The organism is Agrobacterium sp. LEGMi-208b (genome assembly GCF_059511785.1).
The window spans coordinates 831323-853152 of the sequence record NZ_CM183445.1; the positions used below are offsets into that span (position 1 = coordinate 831323).

At 60.3% G+C, this 21830-nt stretch carries 22 protein-coding genes; 8 read left to right on the forward strand and 14 right to left on the reverse strand.

Annotated elements, in window-relative coordinates; genetic code table 11:
* Positions 1-165: 165 nt before the first annotated feature.
* A complete protein-coding gene (locus AC5YUO_RS04190; RefSeq protein WP_496154358.1) occupies positions 166-918 on the forward strand; it encodes a TlyA family RNA methyltransferase in 753 nt (250 codons plus the stop codon).
* Complete coding sequence (locus tag AC5YUO_RS04195) at positions 915-2165, forward strand: class I SAM-dependent RNA methyltransferase (RefSeq protein ID WP_496154359.1); 1251 nt, start codon at positions 915-917, stop codon at positions 2163-2165. Before AC5YUO_RS04190 ends, AC5YUO_RS04195 begins: the two co-directional genes overlap by 4 nt.
* Here the strand turns inward: AC5YUO_RS04195 and AC5YUO_RS04200 are convergent, their stop codons facing one another.
* The 3 genes from AC5YUO_RS04200 to AC5YUO_RS04210 all read right to left on the reverse strand — a co-directional run bounded on the left by AC5YUO_RS04200 (position 2166) and on the right by AC5YUO_RS04210 (position 5318).
* Complete coding sequence (locus AC5YUO_RS04200) at positions 2166-2480, reverse strand: hypothetical protein (RefSeq protein ID WP_496154360.1); 315 nt, start codon at positions 2478-2480, stop codon at positions 2166-2168.
* Between the two features lie 284 nt (positions 2481-2764).
* Complete coding sequence (locus AC5YUO_RS04205) at positions 2765-3523, reverse strand: crotonase/enoyl-CoA hydratase family protein (protein WP_496154361.1); 759 nt, start codon at positions 3521-3523, stop codon at positions 2765-2767.
* 10 nt (positions 3524-3533) lie between these two features.
* On the reverse strand, positions 3534-5318 hold the full coding sequence (locus AC5YUO_RS04210; RefSeq protein ID WP_496154362.1) for an acyl-CoA dehydrogenase: 1785 nt from the start codon (positions 5316-5318) through the stop codon (positions 3534-3536).
* 221 nt (positions 5319-5539) lie between these two features.
* Between AC5YUO_RS04210 and AC5YUO_RS04215 the strand changes: the two genes are divergently transcribed.
* Positions 5540-6535 carry a transporter gene (locus AC5YUO_RS04215; RefSeq protein WP_400819975.1) on the forward strand — a complete coding sequence of 332 codons (996 nt, stop codon included), beginning with the start codon at positions 5540-5542 and terminating at the stop codon, positions 6533-6535.
* A 58-nt stretch (positions 6536-6593) separates the two neighbouring features.
* Here the strand turns inward: AC5YUO_RS04215 and AC5YUO_RS04220 are convergent, their stop codons facing one another.
* The 4 genes from AC5YUO_RS04220 to AC5YUO_RS04235 all read right to left on the reverse strand — a co-directional run bounded on the left by AC5YUO_RS04220 (position 6594) and on the right by AC5YUO_RS04235 (position 10318).
* Positions 6594-7109: a BA14K family protein gene (locus AC5YUO_RS04220; protein ID WP_496154363.1), complete on the reverse strand. Its 516-nt coding sequence runs from the start codon at positions 7107-7109 to the stop codon at positions 6594-6596.
* Positions 7110-7331: 222 nt separating this feature from the next.
* Positions 7332-7796 (reverse strand): BA14K family protein, encoded by a 465-nt coding sequence (locus AC5YUO_RS04225; protein ID WP_496154364.1) that lies wholly within the window; start codon positions 7794-7796, stop codon positions 7332-7334.
* Between the two features lie 187 nt (positions 7797-7983).
* Complete coding sequence (locus AC5YUO_RS04230) at positions 7984-9066, reverse strand: FAD-binding oxidoreductase (protein WP_496154365.1); 1083 nt, start codon at positions 9064-9066, stop codon at positions 7984-7986.
* A gap of 7 nt (positions 9067-9073) precedes the next feature.
* On the reverse strand, positions 9074-10318 hold the full coding sequence (locus tag AC5YUO_RS04235) for an aromatic ring-hydroxylating oxygenase subunit alpha (RefSeq protein WP_400819984.1): 1245 nt from the start codon (positions 10316-10318) through the stop codon (positions 9074-9076).
* Positions 10319-10650: 332 nt separating this feature from the next.
* Here AC5YUO_RS04235 and AC5YUO_RS04240 point away from each other — a divergent pair, with 332 nt between their 5' ends.
* The 3 genes from AC5YUO_RS04240 (at position 10651) to AC5YUO_RS04250 (ending at position 13935) form a co-directional block, all read left to right on the forward strand.
* Positions 10651-11259, forward strand: a complete 609-nt coding sequence (locus tag AC5YUO_RS04240) for a DUF6656 family protein (RefSeq protein ID WP_400819987.1) — start codon at positions 10651-10653, stop codon at positions 11257-11259.
* Between the two features lie 201 nt (positions 11260-11460).
* A complete protein-coding gene (locus AC5YUO_RS04245) occupies positions 11461-12438 on the forward strand; it encodes an L-threonylcarbamoyladenylate synthase (RefSeq protein WP_496154804.1) in 978 nt (325 codons plus the stop codon).
* A gap of 63 nt (positions 12439-12501) precedes the next feature.
* Entirely contained in the window at positions 12502-13935 is a 1434-nt protein-coding gene (locus AC5YUO_RS04250) for an FAD-binding oxidoreductase (RefSeq protein WP_496154366.1), read from the forward strand.
* 13 nt (positions 13936-13948) lie between these two features.
* Here the strand turns inward: AC5YUO_RS04250 and AC5YUO_RS04255 are convergent, their stop codons facing one another.
* Complete coding sequence (locus AC5YUO_RS04255) at positions 13949-14467, reverse strand: glycosyltransferase family protein (RefSeq protein ID WP_400819992.1); 519 nt, start codon at positions 14465-14467, stop codon at positions 13949-13951.
* Between the two features lie 288 nt (positions 14468-14755).
* Between AC5YUO_RS04255 and AC5YUO_RS04260 the strand changes: the two genes are divergently transcribed.
* Both AC5YUO_RS04260 and rnhB read left to right on the forward strand, forming a co-directional pair.
* Positions 14756-15913: a PA0069 family radical SAM protein gene (locus AC5YUO_RS04260; RefSeq protein ID WP_496154367.1), complete on the forward strand. Its 1158-nt coding sequence runs from the start codon at positions 14756-14758 to the stop codon at positions 15911-15913.
* A gap of 384 nt (positions 15914-16297) precedes the next feature.
* Complete coding sequence (rnhB, locus tag AC5YUO_RS04265) at positions 16298-16951, forward strand: ribonuclease HII (RefSeq protein ID WP_496154368.1); 654 nt, start codon at positions 16298-16300, stop codon at positions 16949-16951.
* Positions 16952-17173: 222 nt separating this feature from the next.
* Here the strand turns inward: rnhB and AC5YUO_RS04270 are convergent, their stop codons facing one another.
* From AC5YUO_RS04270 to AC5YUO_RS04295, 6 genes are all read right to left on the reverse strand, one after another.
* On the reverse strand, positions 17174-18775 hold the full coding sequence (locus tag AC5YUO_RS04270) for a hypothetical protein (protein WP_496154369.1): 1602 nt from the start codon (positions 18773-18775) through the stop codon (positions 17174-17176).
* Between the two features lie 311 nt (positions 18776-19086).
* Positions 19087-19572: a F0F1 ATP synthase subunit B gene (locus AC5YUO_RS04275; protein ID WP_404500691.1), complete on the reverse strand. Its 486-nt coding sequence runs from the start codon at positions 19570-19572 to the stop codon at positions 19087-19089.
* A 1-nt stretch (position 19573) separates the two neighbouring features.
* Positions 19574-20215, reverse strand: a complete 642-nt coding sequence (locus AC5YUO_RS04280; RefSeq protein WP_080825826.1) for a F0F1 ATP synthase subunit B — start codon at positions 20213-20215, stop codon at positions 19574-19576.
* A 79-nt stretch (positions 20216-20294) separates the two neighbouring features.
* The gene (locus AC5YUO_RS04285; RefSeq protein ID WP_003494147.1) at positions 20295-20522 is read right to left on the reverse strand and encodes a F0F1 ATP synthase subunit C; all 228 of its coding nucleotides are present in this window, start codon (positions 20520-20522) and stop codon (positions 20295-20297) included.
* A gap of 72 nt (positions 20523-20594) precedes the next feature.
* The gene (locus tag AC5YUO_RS04290; protein ID WP_271364683.1) at positions 20595-21344 is read right to left on the reverse strand and encodes a F0F1 ATP synthase subunit A; all 750 of its coding nucleotides are present in this window, start codon (positions 21342-21344) and stop codon (positions 20595-20597) included.
* A gap of 61 nt (positions 21345-21405) precedes the next feature.
* Positions 21406-21771, reverse strand: a complete 366-nt coding sequence (locus AC5YUO_RS04295; protein WP_035261818.1) for an AtpZ/AtpI family protein — start codon at positions 21769-21771, stop codon at positions 21406-21408.
* Between the last annotated feature and the right edge of the window lie 59 nt (positions 21772-21830).

Sequence of the window (21830 nt, forward strand, 5' to 3'; positions counted from 1 at the left end):
CCGCACGGGCCTTGTGCACAAAGTGCAATACAAGCCTTTATATTGGATTAATCGAACATTCTGACTTTGCGGTGCAACATCGATGGGCGACAGCGGGCATCGCCGGTCCCTTTCAGCGATAAATCGCTTGCATCGGCGGGGTTTGGCGGTCATTGACACGGGACCATGTCCAAAACATCTGAAAATGAACGGCTTGACCAGCTTCTCGTGTCGCTCGGCCACTTCGCCAGCCGCTCCCGCGCGCGCGACGCTGTTGCGCGCGGCACCGTGAGCGTCAACGGCAAGATCGTCACCAAACCGAGCCAGACCGTCGCCGGCGATGCCGAAATCGCCATCAGCGATCCGGCGCAGGCCTATGTTTCCCGCGCGGCGCTGAAGCTCGTGGCCGCGCTCGATCATTTCCGGCTCGATCCTTCGGGCCATGACTGTCTCGATGTTGGCGCTTCGACCGGCGGTTTCACCGAGGTGTTGCTGGAGCGTGGCGCAAAACACGTCACCGCCATCGATGTCGGCCATGGGCAGATGCATGCAAGGATCGAGAATGATCCGCGGGTGACCAATCTGGAGGGGCTGAATGCCCGCTTCCTGACGGCGGAAGATATCGATGACCGGCCCATCGGCTTCATCGTCTCCGACGTCTCCTTCATTTCGCTGAAGCTTGCGCTTGCGCCGGCACTCGAGCTTGGGGAAGCAGGCGCGCTGGCGGTTCTGCTGGTGAAGCCGCAATTCGAGGCGGGGCGCGACGCCATCAGCAAGGCCGGGCTGTTGAAAGAGCCGGAAACGGCGCCTGCGGTGGCCGCCGAACTGGAACGCTGGCTGACCGAGGACATGGGCTGGAAAAGCCTCGGCCTCATTCCCTCGCCGATTTCCGGCGGTGACGGCAATATCGAATTTCTTCTCGGAGGCGAAAAGCCATGAGCACACAGACCGTCACCATCAAGAGCCTCGGCGCGCAGGGCGATGGCATCGCGCACTGTCCCGACGGCCCGGTCTATGTGCCCTTTGCGCTGCCCGGCGAAACGGTGGCCATTGCCAAAGTCAAGGATCACGGCACCGTCATGTCGATAACGGAAGCCTCGGCGGAGCGCCGTGAACCGGCCTGCCGCCACTTCGGCCCGGAGGGCAAGAACGGCACATGCGGCGGCTGTTCGATGCAGCATTTCGCCGACCAGCCTTATCATGCCTACAAGCGGGAACTGGTGGTTTCGGCGCTGAAATCGAAGGGCCTGACACCGCCAGTGGACGATCTCGTCATCTGTCGCCCCGGCGAGCGCCGCCGCGCGGTGTTCGCCGCCCGCAGGACGGAAAAGGGTTTGCTGCTTGGTTTCAGCCAGGCGAACAGCCATCACATCGTCGCCATCGAGGAATGTCCCGTCACCTCGCCGGGCATCGTCTCGCGACTGGATGCCATCCGCGCCATCGGGCTTTCGATGGTGGCGAATGCCGAGCCGTTCCGTATCACCGTTCTCGAAACGCTCTCGGGTCTCGATATTTCCGTCGACGGCATCAAGTCGGTCAGCGACAAGCAGCGGCGCGCACTCACGGAAACGGTGCTAGCCATGCGCGGCATCGCCCGCGTCTCGCTGTCGGGTGAAATCCTCATCGAACCGCAAAAGCCGATCATCGACTTTGGCGGTGTCCCGGTTTCGCCGCCGGCCGGCAGTTTCACGCAGGCGACGAAACAGGCGGAGGACGCCATGGCCGAGCTGGTGCTTGCCCATGTCGGCAAATCCAAGCGCATTGCCGATCTTTTCTGCGGTTCCGGCACCTTCGCGCTGAGGCTCGCGCGCATCGGCAAGGTGCATGCGGTGGAAGCGGAAGACAAGCCGCTGAAGGCGCTGGATTTCGCCGCCCGCAATACGCAGGGTCTGAAACCGGTCAGCGTCGAGAAACGCGATCTTTTCCGCCGGCCGCTGATGGTCAGCGAACTCAAGAATTACGATGCCGTCGTCTTCGACCCGCCGCGCGCCGGCGCGGAATTCCAGTGCAAGGAACTGGCCCGCAGCACGGTGAAGAAGATCGTTGCGGTGAGCTGCAATCCGTTGACGCTTGCGCGCGATCTCGCGCTTCTCGCGGAGGGTGGATATCGCGTCACCCGCGTCACGCCGGTCGACCAGTTCCTGTGGTCGCCGCATGTGGAAGCCCTGGCGGTGCTGGAGAAATAATCACCAGGCCGTATCGACCGTGCCGTTGCCGACCACGCCCGAGCAGCGGCAGGCGCCGCCCACACGGCCGCGCTCCAGCGGGCAGATATAGGGCCGGCGGCGATTGGCACTCTCCGGCGGGGTGATGACGCAGACGAAACGCGCGCGGCGCATGCGATCGCGATTGTTGCCGGAGTAATAGTCCTGGCTGCCATCGTCATAAGACTGCGCCAGAATGATATCGCTGCCGGACGCCACCGGCGGCTTAATCGCTGCGGCTTCGCCAAGGCTTGTGGCGGCGAGGAAGACGGACAGGGCGAAAACGGCGTGACGCATGCGGAGGCCTTCGAACGGAGGGTTGCGATCCATCTTTGCGGGACCGGCTGGATCCGACCATACATAATCCGCATTCACAAGCACAGCGACCTTGCTCGGCATCGCCGCGAGTTTCTTCTCCCCGCCGGGGAGAAGGTGGCCCGAAGGGTCGGATGAGGGAGAACCCTTGCCGAATATCTCTAACGTCGCCCCCTCATCCCGCTGCCGCGGACTTCTCCCCCTCGGGGAGAAGAAACAAGCGGCGCGCTCCCAGCCGACAAGCGACGGCCCGTCTTCTTGAGCGCTTAACGGCGCATGAAGGCCTCGAAGGCAGCGCGGGCTTCCGCACTCTGCAGCTGCGCGATGAAATGGCGACCTTCTTCTTCGATGCGGGCAAGTATATCCTGCGGGTTGCCGCGCACCAGATCGCGGGCGATCTTCAGCGCCTGCTGCGGTTTGGCCGCGAGCCGGGTGGCAAGCGCCAGCGTTTCGGTTTCGACATGTTCCGGGGCGACCACTTTCCAGATCAGCCCCGCCTGCAATGCCTGTTCGGCGGAAAAACCTTCGCCCATGGCAAGCAGCGCAAAGGCGCGCTGGTGGCCGATGAGCTTCGGCACAAGCAGGCTGGAGGCCGCTTCCGGCACCAGAGCCAGATCCACGAAAGGCGTCTTGAACAGGCTGCGGCTGGAGGCGACCGTCAGGTCACAATGCAGGTTCAACGTCGTGCCGATGCCGATGGCGAGCCCGTCCACGCCTGAAACCAGCGGCTTTTCGAAGGCGACGAGCGCTTTCAGAAGTTCGAGTGCCGCGAGTTTTCCCTTGCCGCCGGACATCGCGAAAGCGAGGAAATCGGCCATGTCGTTGCCGGCGGAAAAGCAGCCTTCCGTGCCGAGAAATGCGACCACCCGGATATCGGCGTTCGCATTGGCGGCATGCAGGGCGTCGGCCATGCGCAGATACATGGCATCGGTGATGGCGTTTTTCTTCTCCGGCCGGTTGAAGCGGATGGTCAGAACCTCAGGCGCATGGCCAACCGGTTCGACGAGAATATGATCGTCCGACATCTGAACCTCCTTAAGCCAATACGGTGCGGGCGGCGGCAAGGCTTGCCGCGCCTGACATAACGCGGTCCTTCAGCGCCGCGGTTTCCGCCAGCAGGTTTTCCGCCGCGAAACGGCAAAGCGCTGCGCGATGCCCGCCCCTGCCATCATCGACGGAGACCAATGCGCCTTTGGCGAGATAGGCGCCGGTGAGCGCCAGACCGAAGAGGCGCTGATAGGGTGTGGCACCCGCGAGCGCCGTTTCGGTTTCACCTGCCTTGATACGCTCCAGCAGCCAGTCGGTCGCCGTTTCCAGATCGTTGAGGCTCGCTTCGAGATAACGGGCGGTTTCGCCGAGATCGTCGCGGTTCGAAGCGGCTGTCCGGCCAGCGATCTCGCGCAGTTCGCCAATGAAGCCGCGCACCTGCGCGCCCTCGGAGAGCGGCAGCTTGCGCAGCACCAGGTCGATGGCCTGAATGCCGTTGGTGCCCTCGTAGATCGGCGCGATGCGGGCATCGCGCAGATAACGCGCCGCACCGGTTTCCTCGATGAAGCCCATGCCGCCATGCACCTGAATGCCCATGGAGGCGACATCCACACCGGCATCGGTGGAGAAGGATTTGGCAATTGGCGTCAAAAGGGCAGCGCGCTCCTGCCAGTGAGCGCGCTGGGAGGCGTCTTCGGTCGCATGCGCCATGTCGATGGCATGGGCGCAGCTGAAGGAAATCGCCCGCGATCCTTGCGTCAGCGCCTTCATCGTCAAAAGCGTTCTGGCGATGTCAGGGTGCTCGATGATCGGGCTCATGCCGGAGCCCTGCCAGCCGGGCGCCTTGCCCTGCGTGCGTTCTTTCGCGTATTCGATCGCCTTCTGGGTCGCCGCTTCGCAGATCGCCACGCCCTGCATGCCAACGGCAAGGCGGGCATTGTTCATCATGGTGAACATGCAGGCGAGGCCCTTGTTCTCCTCGCCGACCAGCCAGCCGAGAGCGCCCTTTTTTTCCCCGAATTTGCCGTCGCCGAAGATCATGGTGCAGGTGGGGGAGCCGTGAATGCCGAGCTTGTGTTCCAGCGAGTGGCAGAACAGGTCGTTGCGGCTGCCAGGCGCACCGTTTTCATCGGGCAGGAATTTCGGCACGAGGAACAACGAGATGCCGCGCGTACCGGCCGGCGCATCCGGCAGGCGGGCGAGAACGAGGTGGATGATATTGTCCGCCGCATCGTGTTCGCCCCAGGTGATGAAAATCTTCTGGCCGAAGATGCGATAGGTGCCGTCACCATTGCGCTCCGCCCGGGTCTTCAGGACACCAAGGTCCGAACCCGCATGCGGCTCGGTGAGGTTCATCGTGCCGGTCCATTCGCCGGAGACGAGTTTCGGCAGATAGGTGCGCTTCAACGCATCGCTGCCGTGGGCGACGATGGCTTCGACCGCGCCCATGGTCAGCGTCGGCGCCAGCGCAAAGGCCATGGAGCCGGAATTCCACATTTCGAGTGCGGCGACATTCAGCATATGCGGCAGGTTCTGGCCGCCGAATTCTTCCGGCGCGGTCAGGCTGTTCCAGCCCGCTTCCGCCCAGCGGCGATAAAGATCGGCCCAGCCATCCGGTGTCGTCACCTTGCCGTCGGCAAGCTTTGCACCCTGGCGGTCGCCGATTTCGGCGAGCGGCGCGACCTCTGCGGTGGCGAAACGGCCCGCTTCGTGCAGAATGGCATCGACCAGATCTTCCCCGAGATCTCCCAGCGCACCCGTCGACAGCGCGTCTTCAAGACCCGCTACATGTTTGAGTGTAAAGGCGATATCATCCACCGGCGCGCTATACATGCTGCCTCCTCCCGAAGCTCTTGTATCCCTGCTACTGCCTTCGGGCTAAATGATTTTTACGTAAACGTCAATTTGAAAATTCCCGCCATTTCAGCGGGATTGTTATAAAACTGTCATATGAATTTGCTCAGCATGCGCTGAAAGGCGCCTCGCCGCCGCCGCTCCCACAGCGGAACGACGGACGCCTCCCTCCTCCCATCCAGCCAGTCAGGACTGCCACGATGGATCTCGTAACACCGGTTATTCCCGGCCTTGTCTGGGCCTATCAATTCCACCCCGGCACCGCCCCATGCCGCCGGCTTGCGCCCGATGCCGGCTTTCACGAAATGGCGGAGTGCGAAGGCTTCTTCTGGCTGCACCTCAACCTCGCCGATCAGCGCGTCGCGGGTTTTCTCGAAACCATCGACGGTCTCGATCCGGCGGCGCGGGCAAGCCTCACCACCCATGAGACACATCCGTCCATCGTGGTCGATGAAAAATCGCTCTATGGCACATTGGTGGATTTCCAGCGGGAATTCGACAAGGAAACGCGCGATTTCGGCTGGCTGCATTTTGCGGTGAGCGACCGTTTCATCATCACCACCCGCCTGCAGCCGCTGCATTCGGTGGACCGGCTGAAAGCGGCGGTCGACAAGAATTCCAACCGCTATCTCACGCCGTCGCATGTCTTCGAGGGTCTGGTGGCGGAATTCCAGCGTTCGCTCATCAATCTGGTGATGGAGACGACGGAAGAACTGAACGCCATCGAGGACATGGTCTATGACAGCGAGACACGCGACGAGCGGCGGCGCCTTGCCCCGCTGCGCCGCACGGTGGTTCGCCTGCACCGGCATCTGCGCACCGTGCTGACCCTGATGCGGCGGGCCTCGGCCGCCGATGATGACGAGATGCCTGACGGTTTCGAGGATGTCGCCTCACGCCTGATGGGCCGTCTGGAGGCTGTCGACCACGATGTCTACGCCCTGCAGGAGCGCGCAAGGCTGCTGCATGAAGAAATCGATTCCAAACTCTCGTCCGAAACCAACCGGCACCTTTATATCCTGTCGCTGATGACGGCATTCCTGCTGCCGCCCTCGCTGGTGACCGGCTTCTTCGGCATGAATACGGATGAGCTGCCGTTTACCGTCGGCACGGGCGGCACGCTGTCGGCCAGCATCTTCATCGTGATTTCGGTTGCGCTCGCCTGGTTCGTGCTGAAACGCGCGCGGATCTTGTGACAGCAAAAAGCCGCCCGGTGGCGACCGGACGGCTCTCTCTATTCAAGCGTCGCTTCTATCAGCCGTAAGGCGAATAGCAGGGCTGGCGCGGGCCGTGATACGGCTGGAACGTGTTGCTATAGGCATCGTAGGAACGATAGCGGCCATAGCACCAGTTCACGTGCGCCTGGCTCATGCCGCCACGGCGGACCGGGCGATATTCGCGATAGACCGGACGCGGACGATATTCCGGCACCGGACGGTAGATTTCGCGCCGCTGCGAAAGTGCGCCGCCGATGATCGCACCCGTCGCAAAGGCTGCGAGCGGGAACCAGTAACCGTCATGGTGACGATAGCCCGGACGGTAATCACGATAACCACGGTGGCCGCGATACCAGCCGCGACGATCGCCCCAGCCGTCGCGATCACGCCAATATTGGACATTCACGACATTCTTGCTGGCATCATTGCCTGCGGTCTCAACGCTCTTTGGCGCTATCGGCAAAGGCATTGCTGCTTCCGCCGGAACAATCGCTCCCGCAACCACAATCGCAGAAAGACCGACAGCCAAGATATTCTTCATATAGCTTTTCATCTGACTTCCTCCATTCACGACGGTCAACAGGCCGTTCTCCGTGAATAATAACACTTTTTTCTTCTCATTCGGCCAGTTTTCGGTCTGGCTGGACATTCCAGGTTGCAGGCTAGGCGTTTTCGCCTGAACCCAGCATTAACGGCATCATCACGCTTCGTTTATCGAGACGGTCCACCTCGAAAGCAAAAGCCCGGATCAAAATCCGGGCTTTCGAAAATCCTGTCAGCGGCTGTAGGGCGATACGCATATGCGGCGCGGACCGCTGTTCGGCTGATAGGTATTGTCGTAAGCACGATACGAGCGCCAGCGGTTCTGGCACCAGGAGACATGGCTGCCGCCATAGGCCGGGCGCGGCTGCTGCACGGCGCCGCCGATGATCGCACCCGCCGCAAAGGCTGCCAGCGGGAACCAGTAACCGTTGTGATAACGGTAACCCGGACGACGATCGCGATAGCCGCGATGACCGTTATAATATCCATCACGCGGCGGGCGCGGGCGGTACATGCGGTCGCCGTGCCTGCGGTCGTATCTGCGGTCCCATTCGCGATATTGCACGGGCACCACATTTTCGGTCGAAACCGCCGGCTTTGGCATCGGAACAGGGACCTGGAACGCCTGCGACGGCGTAAAGCTGGTGAGGAACACGACTATCGCTGTGGCGACACTCGTTGTCCGGAAATTCATCATGATCTTCCTCCGTTTGCTTCAGCGCGTTGAACCCGCGCCTTTTCACCCACTCGCTCTTGTCGGAGATATGGGACAGCCCCGTTTCATGCCCGAAAAGAATTCGATGACGTGCAAACGAGTTTAGAGAAATTTGGTTCCAAGACAACCATCCGGGGAAAGACGGATGGAGATGAAACGCCTGCTCGTGTCAGGCTTCCACCTTCACATCGGTCAAGGGCCGTGAGCAGCAGGCGAGAATATAGCCTTCCTCGATTTCCTCATCGAGAATGCCGCCATTGTGGTTCATCTCCACCTCACCGGAAAGCTTCAGCACCCGGCAGGTACCGCAGATGCCCGATTCGCAGGCCGCCCCGATGCGGACACCGGCAGCGCGCGCCGTCATCAGAACCGTCTGGCCGGGCTGGCAGGGCATTTCTTTTCCGGAAAGGGTGAAACCCACCATCGACAGCGCTTCGCCATCCGCACCGGTAAGCACGTCTTCACCAACCGTGACCGGCGCGGCCGGCGCAAAGCTTTCCTGATGATAGCGACTCATATCGAAGCCGGAGGCATCGAGCATCGAGCGGACGGCGGCCATGAACGGCTCCGGACCGCAGCAGAAGACGGTGCGCTCCATGAAATCATGCGCGAGCAGCGCGATCTTGGCCTTATCGACCATGCCCTTCAGGCCGGACCACAGATCGGTGCGGCCGCATTTCTCGACAATGAAGCCGAGGGACAGGTTCGGCATGAACCGGGCGAGATATTCCAGCTCGTGCCGGAAGACGATATCGCCGGGTGTGCGCGAACAATTGATGAAGGTGATGTCGCTCTGCGGGGCGCGGTCGCTCATGTCGCGCACCATCGACATCATCGGCGTAACACCGGAGCCTGCCGAGATGAACAGATATTTGTCGCCGGGATGCTTGACGTAGGAAAAATCGCCGAGCGGTCCGAGCGCCCGGATCTTCATGCCGGGTTTCAGATTATCGAACATCCAGCGCGTGCCGATGCTGTTGGCCTGCGCCTTGACCGTGACCGACAGCGCATAGGGCCGCGACGGGCTGGAGGACAATGTGTAGGTGCGGTAAAGCGGCTCCTTGCCCACCGGCAATTCCAGCGTGACGAACTGCCCCGGCAGATAACGGAACCAGTTCTGATCCTCCGAGCGGAACAGGAACGTCATCACATCAGCGGTCTCGGGCGTCACCGAGATGCATTCCAGCAGCTGGAGCTTGTCGCTCCACGGCTTCATCTCGTCTATGTGCTTGTAGGTCACAACCATATTCATCTTCGCATCACGCTACAGCCGAAAGCCGGGCCTTGTCGCCGGAGAGCCGGTCGATCATGAAATCGGAATACCAGTTGACGAACTGCATCACGCCGCCCTCATCTTCCATGGAATAGGGGCCGGGCTCATAGGCCGGGGAACGAATGCCGAAGGCATTTTCCTCGACGATGCGACGGTCCTGATCGTTGGTCTCGTTCCAGACGTGGGTGAGGTCTTCGAGATCGTAATCCACGCCTTCGACGGCATCCTTATGCACCAGCCATTTGGTGGTGACCATGGTCTCATTGGCGTTGAGCGGCAGCACCCGGAATGAAATGGTGTGGTCGCCGAGGAAGTGGTTCCAGGTCGTCGGATAATGAAACAGCAGCAGCGCGCCGATATGGCTGATACTGACATCCTCCGACAGCGGCCGGCGCACGGCGCGCTTGCCCGACATGGTGTAGCTTTCCGCTTCGCCGATCAGCGGCATGCGGGCGACGCGGAACTGACCCTTCGGATCGATCTTGAAGCGGCTCGGCAGACCGGCGGCCTCGCAGCGCGCCCAGTGGCCGCCGATCTCGGGGTCGCTCGCACCGCCATCCGTTCCCGTCACGCTCGGGTTTTCGGGATAGGTGCGGCAGAGTTCCGGGTGGTTGGCGGCGCAATGGTAGCACTCGCGGTTATTTTCCCAGACGAGCTTCCAGTTGCCCTTTTCGATGATCGTGCTCTCATGCGCGACCTTCGCTTCCCAGATGCGGTGCGGGGCCATGTAGCTTTCGACCTCGGCGCGCATCGGCGCGAAATCGGCGGGCTGGTCGGCAAGGCAGATGAAGACGTAACCGGCGACGGTCTCGCAGGCGACGGGCTTCAGGCCAAATTCCGCCTTGTCGAATTCCTCGCCCATATGGCGTGCGAACAGCAGCTTGCCATCCAGATCATAGGTCCACTGGTGATAGGGACAGACGAGACGGGCGGCCTGACCCTTCTGCGCGCTGCAGACGCGCGAACCGCGATGGCGGCAGGAATTTTGCAGGGCTCGGATCTGCCCGTCGCGTCCGCGAACGATGACGACCGAGTATGCGCCGACCTGAACGGTCATGTAGTTGCCGGACTTGGGCACTTCGCAATCATGGCCGACAAACAGCCAGTCGCGATACCAGATCGTTTCCATATCCAGCTTGAAATAATCCGGGTCCGTGTAAAAGGGCTGTTCCAGGCTGAAGCCTTCGCGGCGGTTTTTCAGCTGGCGCAAAACGGTATCACGCAATTCCATGGCCAAATCCTCGATCAAACCGCCCTGCCCGACACCATTTGCGGGGTTGCGGAAGCATGCACTCATCTAAACACCGGCGGTCATTTGCGGCAGCACAGACAGCGACATTACCTTCCGCATTGGCGACAAATTGCGACACGCGCAATCCGCCCTCGCCGCCCATTCCGCTGGGAAATCCGACAGCTATTCGGCGCCTGCAACGACGTCGCAATATGACGCATGATGGCGCGCACTTTGTTCCCCACCCGTTAAAAAACGGGAGGTGCGAGGCAACGGAGTATTAACGCGCCCTAAACTATCTTGCCGGATCGACAGCAACGAGGGCGTTCCTGGTGGAGAAGGCGACACGCATACGCTATTTCGATGCGAGCAGGCATTCGGTCACACCGATACGCTCGAAGACCGCGCATTCCGATTTCCTGCGGACAGGGCGCATCAGCCGTTATGAAGAGCGCTGGCTGCCGAGGGAACGCGTTTATTACAGCCATGACGAAGTGGCCACACTGACCGGACGAAAGCTGGAAGCGGCCGCCGATGCCACCCACAGCCGCCTGAACGGCTTTCACCAGTCCATCCGTTTTCCGAAGATGGTCTTTCACCATCTGCTCAATGACCGGCCGCATCTCGGCTATTGTCACGTCACGGCAGCGCGCACCAGCTTCGATGCCGAGCGCCATGTGCTCTGGTCGTTCTATTTCGCGAACTTCTTCGCCGAACTGAGTGGGGCCGAAAACTTCTTCGAAAATATCGATGCGCGTTATTCGCGGATGTATTTCGCCGTCGCCATCAACGCGCTTCCCGATCAGGAGATCGCCGTCGACACCTCCGTCCATCGCGGCGGCCTGCTGTTCCAGACCCATGATCCACGCGTGGCGCTGAAAAACGTGCTCATGCTCGGCGCGCGCTCGGAGGAGATGCGCAGGATCATCAAGGCGATATAAAAGCGATAAAGCGCCTTAGGCGCTTTATTTTCGTTTTATGCATGTCGTTGTCCCGAAACCGGCGACCACTTTCGGGCGACATGCACTATTTGTTTTATGCATGTCGTTGTCCTGAAACCGCGAAGCACTTTCAGGCGACATGCATTAGCGCTTCCCACTCTGCCCTGAAATACGCTATTGACCGCCCTGAAAGGCAGCATCATGGCGCGTCATATCGATATAGACAACGAGCGGGAAACAGCCCTGCAGGCATCCGTGGCCGAGCTTGCCGCCGGCCAGCCCATCGCCCTGCCGACGGAAACGGTCTATGGCCTTGCCGCCGACGCCACCAATCCGGCGGCGATTACCCGCATTTACGAGACAAAGGGCCGGCCGCAGTTCAACCCCCTGATCTGCCACATGGCCGATATCGCCATGGCCGAACGTTACGCGGTTTTCGACCCCATATCGCTGAAGCTCGCTGAGGCCTTCTGGCCCGGGCCGCTGACACTGGTGCTGCCGTTGAAGCCGGCAAGCGACATTCATTCGCTGGCGACGGCCGGTCTCGATACGGTCGGCATCCGTGTGCCGCAGGGTTTTGCCGGTGATCTGATCCGCCGGTTCGACAGGCCGCTCGCCGCCCCCAGCGCCAATAGTTCCGGCAAGATCAGCCCGACAAGTGCAGCCCATGTGGAGGCGGATCTTGGCCAAAAGATCAATCTCATTCTCGATGGCGGTGCGGCCTCCGTCGGCGTCGAATCCACCATCGTCAAGGTGGAAGAGGATGACCGGGTGCGGCTGCTTCGTCCCGGCGGCATCGTCACCGAGGACATAGAACGTGTTGCCGGCAAACGGCTCGAACGGCCCAAAAAGGCCGCCGCCGCCATTGAGGCGCCGGGAATGCTCGCCTCGCATTATGCGCCGGGTGCTACCGTGCGTCTCGGCGCTACATCGGTTTTCCCCGGCGAAGCGCTGATCCGGTTCGGCGGCATCGCCATTGCCGGTGAAGAAACCGCGCGCACCGTTCTCGATCTCAGCCCTTCCGGCGATCTTTCCGAGGCCGCCGCCAATCTCTTCGATTATCTCAAAGCCGCCGATGCGAGCGGCGCAGACATGATCGCCATCACCGCCATTCCCACCCATGGTCTCGGAGAGGCGATCAACGACCGCCTGTCCCGCGCCGCCGCGCCGCGAGGCTGACGGCACCCAACCCTTTCGCCCATGTTTCCTTTCGCCCATGTTTCAAAAGACAGCGAGACGCCCATGACGACCACCGCCATCCCCTCCTCCGACATCCTCGACCGCTTCACCGCCATTGTCGGCGAAAAGAACGCGGTCCGCGACCCGGCGGAGATGGCGCCGCGCCTTGTGGAAAATCGCGGGCTTTATCGCGGCGCCTCGCCGCTGCTCATCAAGCCCGGTTCGGTCGAAGAGGTTGCCGCCATCCTGAAGCTCGCCAGCGAGACCGGCACCCCCATCGTGCCGCAGACCGGCAATACCGGCCTCGTGGGCGGGCAGACGCCGCGTGCCGACGGCACCGATATCATCCTGTCGCTGGAGCGCATGAACCGTGTTCGCGATATCGATCCGGTCGCCAATATCATCGTGGCGGATGCCGGCTGCATTCTCGACGACATTCACAAGGCTGCCGATACGGTGGAGCGCATGTTCCCGCTGTCGCTCGGCTCTCAAGGGTCCTGCCGCATCGGCGGCAATCTCGCCACCAATGCCGGCGGCACGGCGGTGCTTGCCTATGGCAATATGCGTCAGCTCTGCCTCGGGCTGGAAGTCGTGCTGCCGACCGGCGAAATCTGGAACGGGCTGCGCCGGCTGAAGAAGGACAATACGGGTTACGATCTGCGCGATCTCTTCATTGGTTCCGAAGGCACGCTTGGCATCATCACCGGTGCCGTGCTGAAGCTCTTCCCGAAACCGCTCGGCCATCAGGTGGCCTTTGCCGGGCTTACCTCCACCGAAGACGCGCTGAAGCTGTTCGAGATGGCCTCCAACCTCTGCGGCACGGCGCTGACCGGTTTCGAGCTCATGCCGCGAATCGGCGTCGAATTCACCGCCCGGCATATTCCCGGCGTGCGCGATCCCCTGGAGCAGCCGCATGACTGGTACGCGCTCATCGATATCTCCACCTCCGATTCGGCGGAGACGGCGGATAACATGATGCAATCGCTGCTGGAGCGCGGTTTTGAGGCCGGGCTGGTTCAGGATGCGGTGATCGCCACATCCGAAGCCCAGCGGCAGGCGCTCTGGCACATGCGCGAAAGCATGTCGGAGGCGCAGAAGCCCGAAGGCGGCTCGATCAAGCACGATGTTTCCGTTCCGGTGTCAAAAATACCGGAATTCATGGCGACGGCGGAAAAGGCGGTTCTCGCCGCCATCCCGGGCGCCCGCGTCTGCGCCTTCGGACATCTGGGCGACGGCAATATTCATTACAATATTTCCCAGCCGGTGGGTGCCGACAAGGCCGAATTCATCGGCCGCTGGCGGGATATGAACGAGATCGTGCACGGCATCGTGCTGTCGCTCGGAGGCTCGATTTCGGCCGAACACGGCATCGGGCAATTGAAGCGCGACGAGCTGGCCGCCATCCGCCCCGGCATCGAAATGGAGCTGATGCGGCGCATCAAACACGCTTTCGACCCCGCCGGCATCATGAACCCCGGCAAGGTTCTGGCCGGATAAAGCGGCCCCTGCGTTACGCCGAGGCCCGCAGCGCCCAGGCCGGCACCATTTCCGCATTCAGCCGGCGCGGTTTCTGTGCGCCGACAAATTGCGTCAGGCTCATGCCCGATTTCGCAATCGACACGGCATGTTTCTTCGGCAGAAGATATCCATGCTCCAAAGGCGGAACGCGGCGCAGCACACGGCTGAAGACATTGCGACGATGATAGCGCGAGGGCGAAAAGCGGGCCGGCTGCGCGCAGATCGCCACATATTCGAGAATCTCGTCGATCCAGCCCGCCTGCGGGCGCGCGCCCGGCTCGATCAGAAGCAGCCAGCCGCCGCGTGCGGACTTCACCACGTCTTCAATGTCCCATTGCCCATAAAAACGGCAGCCGGCGGCATCGGCGACGCGCGACGATCCATCGCGCGAACCGTGATCGAGAATCACAACATCGCTTACAAGCCCTTCCACGGCCCCGGTGACAAGCGCAGACAATGTGTGCGCCAGTTCCGGCTCGTGATCCCGGCATTCCATTATGACTGTCAACATCTGCATAGCTCTAACGCATCGCACAATAAATTGCCACTGTGCTCGTCGTGGTAAAATCCGCGACCGTCCCTGCCACCGACCGCACAGTCTCCGGACGTGGCCATGCCTATCGCGATCACGCATCCGTCCCTGGAGAAGGAGTCGAATCTGAATTTTGTTCTTGTATTGTTCTCATTCCTGATGTAGGAATTTAATCATTCGGAGGGCGATTAAACGCCCGCCCGGATGGAAACGGTTTAGGGCGTCGAGCGTGCCTTGAAAGGTGTGCGGCGCTCCGGGAGCATCCAGATGAGAAACCATACGCTTGACGGGCAGGCTGCCTTCCAGCCGAGCCATATGCCTGACATTGCCAATGCGCTCGCCGATGCATCCGGCCTGCGCATCGAGATCGACCGCCGTCGTGGCCGCGGCGCCGGGCTGAACCCGGATGGACGCTTCGAGACCTTGCAGCACGAGGTTTTCGACGATGGCTGGCAGACGCTCGAGGACATGCCGGAATTCCGCACCGAGGTGCAGGTGGAAAAGCCGCGCAGCATCATCACCCGCAATGAATCGCCCGACATCCCCTTCGACCGCTCCATCAATCCCTATCGCGGCTGCGAACATGGCTGCATCTATTGTTTCGCCCGCCCCACCCACAGCTATATGGGCCTTTCGGCCGGGCTGGACTTCGAATCGAAGCTCTTCGCCAAGCCGGATGCGCCAAAGCTCCTGGAACGGGAGCTGGCGAAACCGGGCTACAAGCCGCGAGTGATCGCCATCGGCACCAATACCGACCCCTATCAGCCGATCGAGCGCGAATGGCGCATCATGCGGCAGATACTGGAAGTGCTGGCCAAGGCCGATCACCCCGTCGCCATCGTCACCAAATCGGCGCTGATCAAGCGGGATATCGATATTCTGGCGCCCATGGCCAAAAAGGGGCTCGCCAAGGTCGGTATTTCCGTAACCACACTGGACCGGAAACTCGCGCGCAACATGGAACCGCGCGCCGCGACGCCGGAAAAGCGGCTGGAGGCGGTGAAGGCATTGACGGAGGCCGGCATTCCCGTGGCCGTGATGATGGCGCCTGTCATTCCGGCCCTCAACGATCATGAGATCGAACGCATTCTCGAGGCCGGCAAGGCAGCGGGCGCCACCGAAGCTTCCTACGTGCTGCTGCGCCTGCCGCTGGAGGTGAGCCCGCTGTTCCGCGACTGGCTGCTACGCAACTATCCGGACCGTTACCGTCATGTCATGTCGCTGGTGCGCTCCATGCGCGACGGCAAGGATTACGACGCGGAATTCGGAAAACGCATGAAGGGCGCCGGCCCTTATGCCTGGCAGATCGGCAGGCGTTTCGAGATGGCGGCCAAGCGGCTCGGCCTTATCCGCCGCGGCATTCACCTGCGCGACGATCTCTTCCTGCCGCCGGGCGATGCGGGCGTGCAACTGTCGCTGCTTTGAAAGACCGACGCTGAGAGTGGCGCGGAATGATGAATGTCCCGGGATGAAGCCCGAGGATGACATCAGGCATGAGGGATAACAGGCCAGCAATCGAAGGCTTTCTCAGCCTTTAACAAACGGAATTCAAGACGATAGGAGCACCCCCCTCATCTGGTTGCTCCCCACGAAATGCCCGGCGGGTTTTCCCTGGCCCGCCGGACATTGCCCCCGGAACCGCCGCCTCGCGTGCGATCATTTTTCCTCCGCCGCCCCGTTGGAGGATCAAAGGTCATGATGACCTGAGGGGCACGGTGAGCCACGCCCCTTGACCCCGGCTCATCCTGCCTGTCATCGCCCGCTTCCGGGGGCTTGCAGGAGATCGGGTGTGTATGCGAGTTTCGCCGCATGAAACGCACCGCCACACCCGATTCTCCTGCCCTTTTCGATCTTGCCGATACCGGTCCGGATTTTTCCTTCGAACTGGAAGCGAAAAAGAAGGGCCTCTGGCCCGTCGCCGGCACGGATGAGGCGGGACGGGGGCCTTTGGCCGGACCGGTGGTCGCGGCAGCCGTCATTCTCGATCCGGACAATATTCCCAAGGGCATGGACGATTCCAAGAAACTGACGAAGCAAAAGCGCGAGAGCCTGTTCGTTGAGATCATGGAAACCTCGATCGTATCCGTCGCCTCCTCCGGCCCCGGCCTGATCGACAGCATGAATATCCTGCGCGCCAGCCTCGACGCCATGCGCCGCGCCGTGCTTGGCCTCGAAATCTCCCCTGCCCTCGTACTGGCCGACGGCCGCGACCGCCCGCCCGGCATCACCTGCGAGGCAAAGGCCGTCATCAAGGGCGATTCCCGCTCTCTCTCCATCGCCGCCGCCTCGATCATCGCCAAGGTGACACGCGACCGGATGATGGAACGGGCCGGCGTGGTGCATGCGTCCTATGGGTTCGAAGGCCATGCCGGTTACGGCACACCGGCCCATCTGCGCGCCATCGAAAGCCACGGGCCTTGCTCGCTGCACCGGATGAGTTTCAGGCCGCTGAAGCGGGGTTGATTGCGGCTGAGAATGGAGGTTGAGCGATAACTTCCGTTACTAGGTCGCTGTTCGACGGTCCGGCTTTAGGCACCGAAGAGGAGCTGGTCATCATTCACCCCAACAACTACTTCCGGCCCATTGCCTTCGACTGACTATGCTTCCCTCGACTAAGATGTCCGGGTCTGCGAATTTCGTTTCGGGTATGAAACAAGTGTTTCTAATGGTACCGTCTGCGGTCTATTAAAGCTCTTTTGCCGTCAACAAATCTTCGATCCGCTGTCTTATGTCATCATCAGTTTCAAATTCCTTCAGCCGCTTTAATGCAACAACGGCTTCCTGGGGCCATTCTTTTCGATCCCAGCTAGATAGAGCCCGAATTGACATGTTGCGGTTTCTTATCACTGGGCTTTGCAAACCCGCAGAAATGAAGGCCCAACCTTTTCCGGGAAACTTTTCAAGGTCCTGTAAAATGAAATCCAAAGCGGCATGCGCTGAGTATCCCGGGCCGAGGCCCATTTCGGTGCTCGGGCCTGTCGCAATTTCATCGAGGGGAATGCATTTCAAGCCAAGCTCAAGCACTTGATCAATACGATCCCCATCAGAGCTGCGCATCAAATCCCACCAATATTCCTCACCCGCTTCCGTTCGAGCATAACAGTAAGGCCATGGATCGATGCCAAATTTCTGGCATACCCTGCTTGCATTCCAGAACTCTTGCCTGTCACCGCCTTCCAAAGCGCTGCATATCGCCGGCTTCCAGTGATCTCTGGCGAGCAGGTTAGAGACATTCGCGGAGATTTGATCGACCGCGTCGGTAGACCAATCGTGCCGCAGTTTCCCTTCACCGGACTGATGCTCATCGAGCCTGTCTCGAAGCCGGGAAAGGAAAGAATAGTGTGAAACGGAATCAAATCTGTCTTTTCCATGCTCCAACAGTGCCCCAACGACCGCGCAACCGTGTTCGTAATCAGATAATCCTTCAGCCGGCCCATCTTCGCCGAGTATTAGGGTATCGACGATTTCGAAGGCTGAATTGAACAAGTCGTCATCTATTCGCGCCGCCTGAAGTGCAATGTGAAGGTCACCCGCTCTGGCACAAATACAGGCCAGATATTCATACATTACTACGTTCTTATAGCCTTCACGAATTAGCCAACCCTTGATTTCGGGGTCAACTGTATTGACAAGCCGCTCCACTGCGTGAATTCGTCCCCATCCTTCAACGGCCTTGGCCAACTTCCACAGTACTATTTCGCCGTAGCTATCATTACCAGCGATTGCAACTGCCGCATAAAGTGTGAACTCGTCGTGTCGACCAAGCGTCAGAAAAGTCATTGTTTCATCGCTGCCCCGTAACAGGCCGAGCAATGCCATTGAAAACTTCACTGGCTCTCTGTGAGCTGCGTGTGTCGTGAACCAATGCACGATCTCATACAGCCGGTCGGCGTCCAAAGCCCTTTCAAGCCGAATTCTCTCGACCAGTGGATCGATGACGCCGAGGGCAAAGCCCTCCTTGATCATCAAATACAAGGATTTTATGTTGCTTTCCGACGCATTTTCAGTAGCGCGCTTCAACGCCGCATATAGTTCTGCGACAATCTGGTCTTCCTGTTTTGAAACACCATGATGGCTCATCACCCCGTCCATAGCACCCGGTGCGAATGAAATTTTATTCGGATTACTGGCAGGCTCATCGGGAAGCCGATACCCCTCTTCCAACAAGCCTGCCGGCTTTGCCGGATCAATATGGGTAGCGATATGGGTATAGATAGACGCAGCGCTTCCCCAAGGTGGGTTCTGCTTGTTAGGAGGCCATATCTTTTTCTTGAAGAAGCTAAACATGAGGACCTCTATGCAATTTCAGATTTCAGTCTGCTTACTTAAATAGCAGATCGATTGCGATTTTTGCCGGTTCTTGAGTAGATTACTAGGCTCGGCGTTGAAGTAGAACAACTTTGTTGCGAGCATTTAAGTATTGTGTAGTGACTAAGAAAAGGTATCAAAGCGGAGATGTAACTGGATATACGCGTTGCGAATACAAAGCGCGCTGCCAATGATTGCACGGCGACGCATCCCAAACTCGCCTCTAAAGGCCAAACAAAAAGCCCCTCGCGGCTCGCGCCGGAGGGGCTTTGAACAGTCCGAGATAAATCTCAGTTCAGCTTCGACTTCACTTCGCCGATCGTGGCGGTGAAAAGCTTGGCCTTTGCGGCAGCCGTGGTCTTTTCCGCCAGCAGCTTCTCGGAAGCGGCGATGGCAATGTCGACTGCGGCGGCGCGGACGGCGCCGATGGCGTCGTCTTCTGCCTGCTTGATCTTCTGTTCCGAAAGGGCCGTGCGGCGGGCGACGAATTCTTCCGTCTTCTGCCTGGCTTCTTCCGTGAGCGCGGCTGCTTCGCGTTCGGCGGCGGCAACGATGCCGGCGGCTTCCGCTTCCGCTTCCTTGCGCTTGCGCTGATATTCGGCCAGCAGGTGCTGGGCCTCTTCACGCAGGCGCTTGGCTTCGGCCAGCTCGTCCTGAATGTTCTGCGCGCGCTCGTCCAGAGACTTGGAGAGCATGCCCGGAACCTTGAGATAGGCGATCAGGACGAAGAAAAGGACGAGACCGACAAGAGCGAAAAATGATGCATCAAATGCCATGTCAGGCTCCCTTCACGTTCGAAGCGGCGGCGATGGCTGCCTTGACGTCCGTGTCCTTGACCTTGGCGCCGACCAACTGGTCGACGATTGCGGTCGCGGTTTCCTCGGCGATAGCGCCGACATCGGCGAATGCCTGTTCCTTGATGCCCGCAATGCGCTTTTCGGCAGCGGCGAGCTTTTCGGCAAGACCGGCTTCGATTGCCGCGCGGTCGGCATCGGCCTTCACCTTGGCGGCGTCACGGGCCGCGGCGCCGATGGAGCTTGCCTTGGCGCGGGCTGCCGCGAGTTCTTTTTCATAGGTCTCGACGGCTGCGTCGGCTTCGGCTTTCAGCCGTGCCGCTTCGTCGAGATCCTGTGCGATGCGTCCATGGCGGTTTTCGAGAATGCCGCCGACGCGCGGTACGATGACCTTCTGCATGAGCAGGTAGAAAAGGCCGAACGTGATCGCCAGCCAGAGAACCTGCGATGCATAAGTAGACTGGTCGAACGGCGGGAAAACGCCGGAAGCGCCGTGTTCGGCGCCGTGCGCCACACCGGTTTCCGTGTGCGTGGCTTCCGGTTGCGGCTGGCCGACAGCCGGAGTTTCCGTATGCGTTTCACCTACGGTCGGTGCTGACTGGGCATAAGCCTCGGTCACGAACATGCTCACCTCCAGGGGGACTGCAAATGCGAAGGATCACGGCACGCCATTTGCGGGCCGTGATCCAGACCTGATGCCGTTATTAAACAGCGAACAGGAGAAGGAGAGCTACGAGCAGCGAGAAGATGCCCAGAGCTTCCGTAACGGCGAAGCCGAATACCAGACGGCCGAACTGGCTGTCGGCAGCAGAGGGGTTGCGCAGTGCGCCGGACAGGTAATCACCGAAGATACGGCCGAGTGCGAGGGACGTACCAGCCATGCCGAGGCATGCGAGACCTGCGCCGATGTACTTTGCTGCTTCCGCTTCCATGTGAGACTCCTTGAGATATTGGTTGTTGCGGCTGTTTTTGACGCCCGTTGCCGGGGCCAGCGACTTTACTTCTCAGTGACCACCATGCACGGCGTCGTTCAGGTACATGCAAGTCAGTACCGCGAAGACGTAAGCCTGCAGGAAGGCAACGAGAAATTCGAGAGCGGTCATGGCGACCGTCATGATGAGAGGCAGGACTGCACCGCCGACGCCGAGCGCGCCAAGCGCACCCATGGAGGCGACGAAGCCCGCGAAAACCTTGAGCGTGATGTGGCCGGCCAGCATGTTCGCGAAAAGACGAACCGAAAGGCTGATCGGGCGCGACAGGAACGAGATCATTTCAATCGACGCGACAAGCGGCAGAAGCGCCTTGGGCACGCCCGAGGGGGCAAAGATGCCGAAGAAATGCAGGCCGTGCTTGTAAAAACCGTAAACGACGACCGTGCCGATGACGAGGCAGGCGAGCGCGAAGGTGACGATGATCTGGCTGGTGACCGTGAAGAAATACGGGAACATGCCGAGAAGGTTGGCCGTCAGCACGAACATGAACAGCGAGAACACGAAGGGGAAGAACACCATGCCCTTCTTGCCGGCGCCTTCGCGCAGCATGGAGGCAATGAATTCATAGGACATTTCAGCAACGGACTGCATGCGGGTCGGGATCAGACCGCGGTTCGACGTTGCGAAATAAAGGAAACCGGAAGCCGCAGCCACGGTCGCGACCATGAAGAGCGACGCATTGGTGAAGGAAAAATCGACGCCGCCAATTTCGATCGGAATGATCGGCTGCACCAAGAACTGATGGGTCGGATCGTTTGCCACCGGCTGCCCTCTTTACCTGTCGCCGCCTGTCGCGGCATCTCAATTGCCAAGAAAAAACAGCTTAAACGCCGCCTTTTCCACCCTCGTCTCGCCTGTCCGCCTTCTCCAGCAGCGGCGGCTTTGCCACCGCGCCCGTCGAGCGCAACACATTCAATACGCCTGCGCAGAAACCGAGAAGAAGAAGAACGATCATCCCCCACGGCGTCGTGCCGGCAAAATAGTCCAGAAGATAACCCAGCATAGCGCCGACCACGATGGCCGAAATGAACTCCGATGAGAGCTTCACCGCCATCGCAAAGCCCTTCCGGCTTTCCGCAGCGTTGGTCTCCGCCCTCACTTCCGCCTCATCCTCCGCCTTCACCTTTGCCAACTCATCAGCAAGGCGTTTGCGACGCTCGTCCAGACTATCGTCACGGTTGCCAGTCATCTTAAAATCCCACCCATTTTCTCCGTTCCAGCCATGCCAGAACCCTTTGGAGTTGTAAA

Excerpts from the sequence above, each read along its gene's own strand:
- AC5YUO_RS04190 (WP_496154358.1), top strand. The coding sequence starts at position 166 with ATGTCCAAAACATCTGAAAATGAACGGCTTGACCAGCTTCTCGTGTCG.
- AC5YUO_RS04195 (WP_496154359.1), top strand. The coding sequence starts at position 915 with ATGAGCACACAGACCGTCACCATCAAGAGCCTCGGCGCGCAGGGCGAT.
- AC5YUO_RS04200 (WP_496154360.1), bottom strand. The coding sequence starts at position 2,480 with ATGCGTCACGCCGTTTTCGCCCTGTCCGTCTTCCTCGCCGCCACAAGC.
- AC5YUO_RS04205 (WP_496154361.1), bottom strand. The coding sequence starts at position 3,523 with ATGTCGGACGATCATATTCTCGTCGAACCGGTTGGCCATGCGCCTGAG.
- AC5YUO_RS04210 (WP_496154362.1), bottom strand. The coding sequence starts at position 5,318 with ATGTATAGCGCGCCGGTGGATGATATCGCCTTTACACTCAAACATGTA.
- AC5YUO_RS04215 (WP_400819975.1), top strand. The coding sequence starts at position 5,540 with ATGGATCTCGTAACACCGGTTATTCCCGGCCTTGTCTGGGCCTATCAA.
- AC5YUO_RS04220 (WP_496154363.1), bottom strand. The coding sequence starts at position 7,109 with ATGAAAAGCTATATGAAGAATATCTTGGCTGTCGGTCTTTCTGCGATT.
- AC5YUO_RS04225 (WP_496154364.1), bottom strand. The coding sequence starts at position 7,796 with ATGATGAATTTCCGGACAACGAGTGTCGCCACAGCGATAGTCGTGTTC.
- AC5YUO_RS04230 (WP_496154365.1), bottom strand. The coding sequence starts at position 9,066 with ATGAATATGGTTGTGACCTACAAGCACATAGACGAGATGAAGCCGTGG.
- AC5YUO_RS04235 (WP_400819984.1), bottom strand. The coding sequence starts at position 10,318 with ATGGAATTGCGTGATACCGTTTTGCGCCAGCTGAAAAACCGCCGCGAA.
- AC5YUO_RS04245 (WP_496154804.1), top strand. The coding sequence starts at position 11,461 with ATGGCGCGTCATATCGATATAGACAACGAGCGGGAAACAGCCCTGCAG.
- AC5YUO_RS04250 (WP_496154366.1), top strand. The coding sequence starts at position 12,502 with ATGACGACCACCGCCATCCCCTCCTCCGACATCCTCGACCGCTTCACC.
- AC5YUO_RS04255 (WP_400819992.1), bottom strand. The coding sequence starts at position 14,467 with ATGTTGACAGTCATAATGGAATGCCGGGATCACGAGCCGGAACTGGCG.
- AC5YUO_RS04260 (WP_496154367.1), top strand. The coding sequence starts at position 14,756 with ATGAGAAACCATACGCTTGACGGGCAGGCTGCCTTCCAGCCGAGCCAT.
- rnhB (WP_496154368.1), top strand. The coding sequence starts at position 16,298 with ATGAAACGCACCGCCACACCCGATTCTCCTGCCCTTTTCGATCTTGCC.
- AC5YUO_RS04270 (WP_496154369.1), bottom strand. The coding sequence starts at position 18,775 with ATGTTTAGCTTCTTCAAGAAAAAGATATGGCCTCCTAACAAGCAGAAC.
- AC5YUO_RS04275 (WP_404500691.1), bottom strand. The coding sequence starts at position 19,572 with ATGGCATTTGATGCATCATTTTTCGCTCTTGTCGGTCTCGTCCTTTTC.
- AC5YUO_RS04280 (WP_080825826.1), bottom strand. The coding sequence starts at position 20,215 with ATGTTCGTGACCGAGGCTTATGCCCAGTCAGCACCGACCGTAGGTGAA.
- AC5YUO_RS04285 (WP_003494147.1), bottom strand. The coding sequence starts at position 20,522 with ATGGAAGCGGAAGCAGCAAAGTACATCGGCGCAGGTCTCGCATGCCTC.
- AC5YUO_RS04295 (WP_035261818.1), bottom strand. The coding sequence starts at position 21,771 with ATGACTGGCAACCGTGACGATAGTCTGGACGAGCGTCGCAAACGCCTT.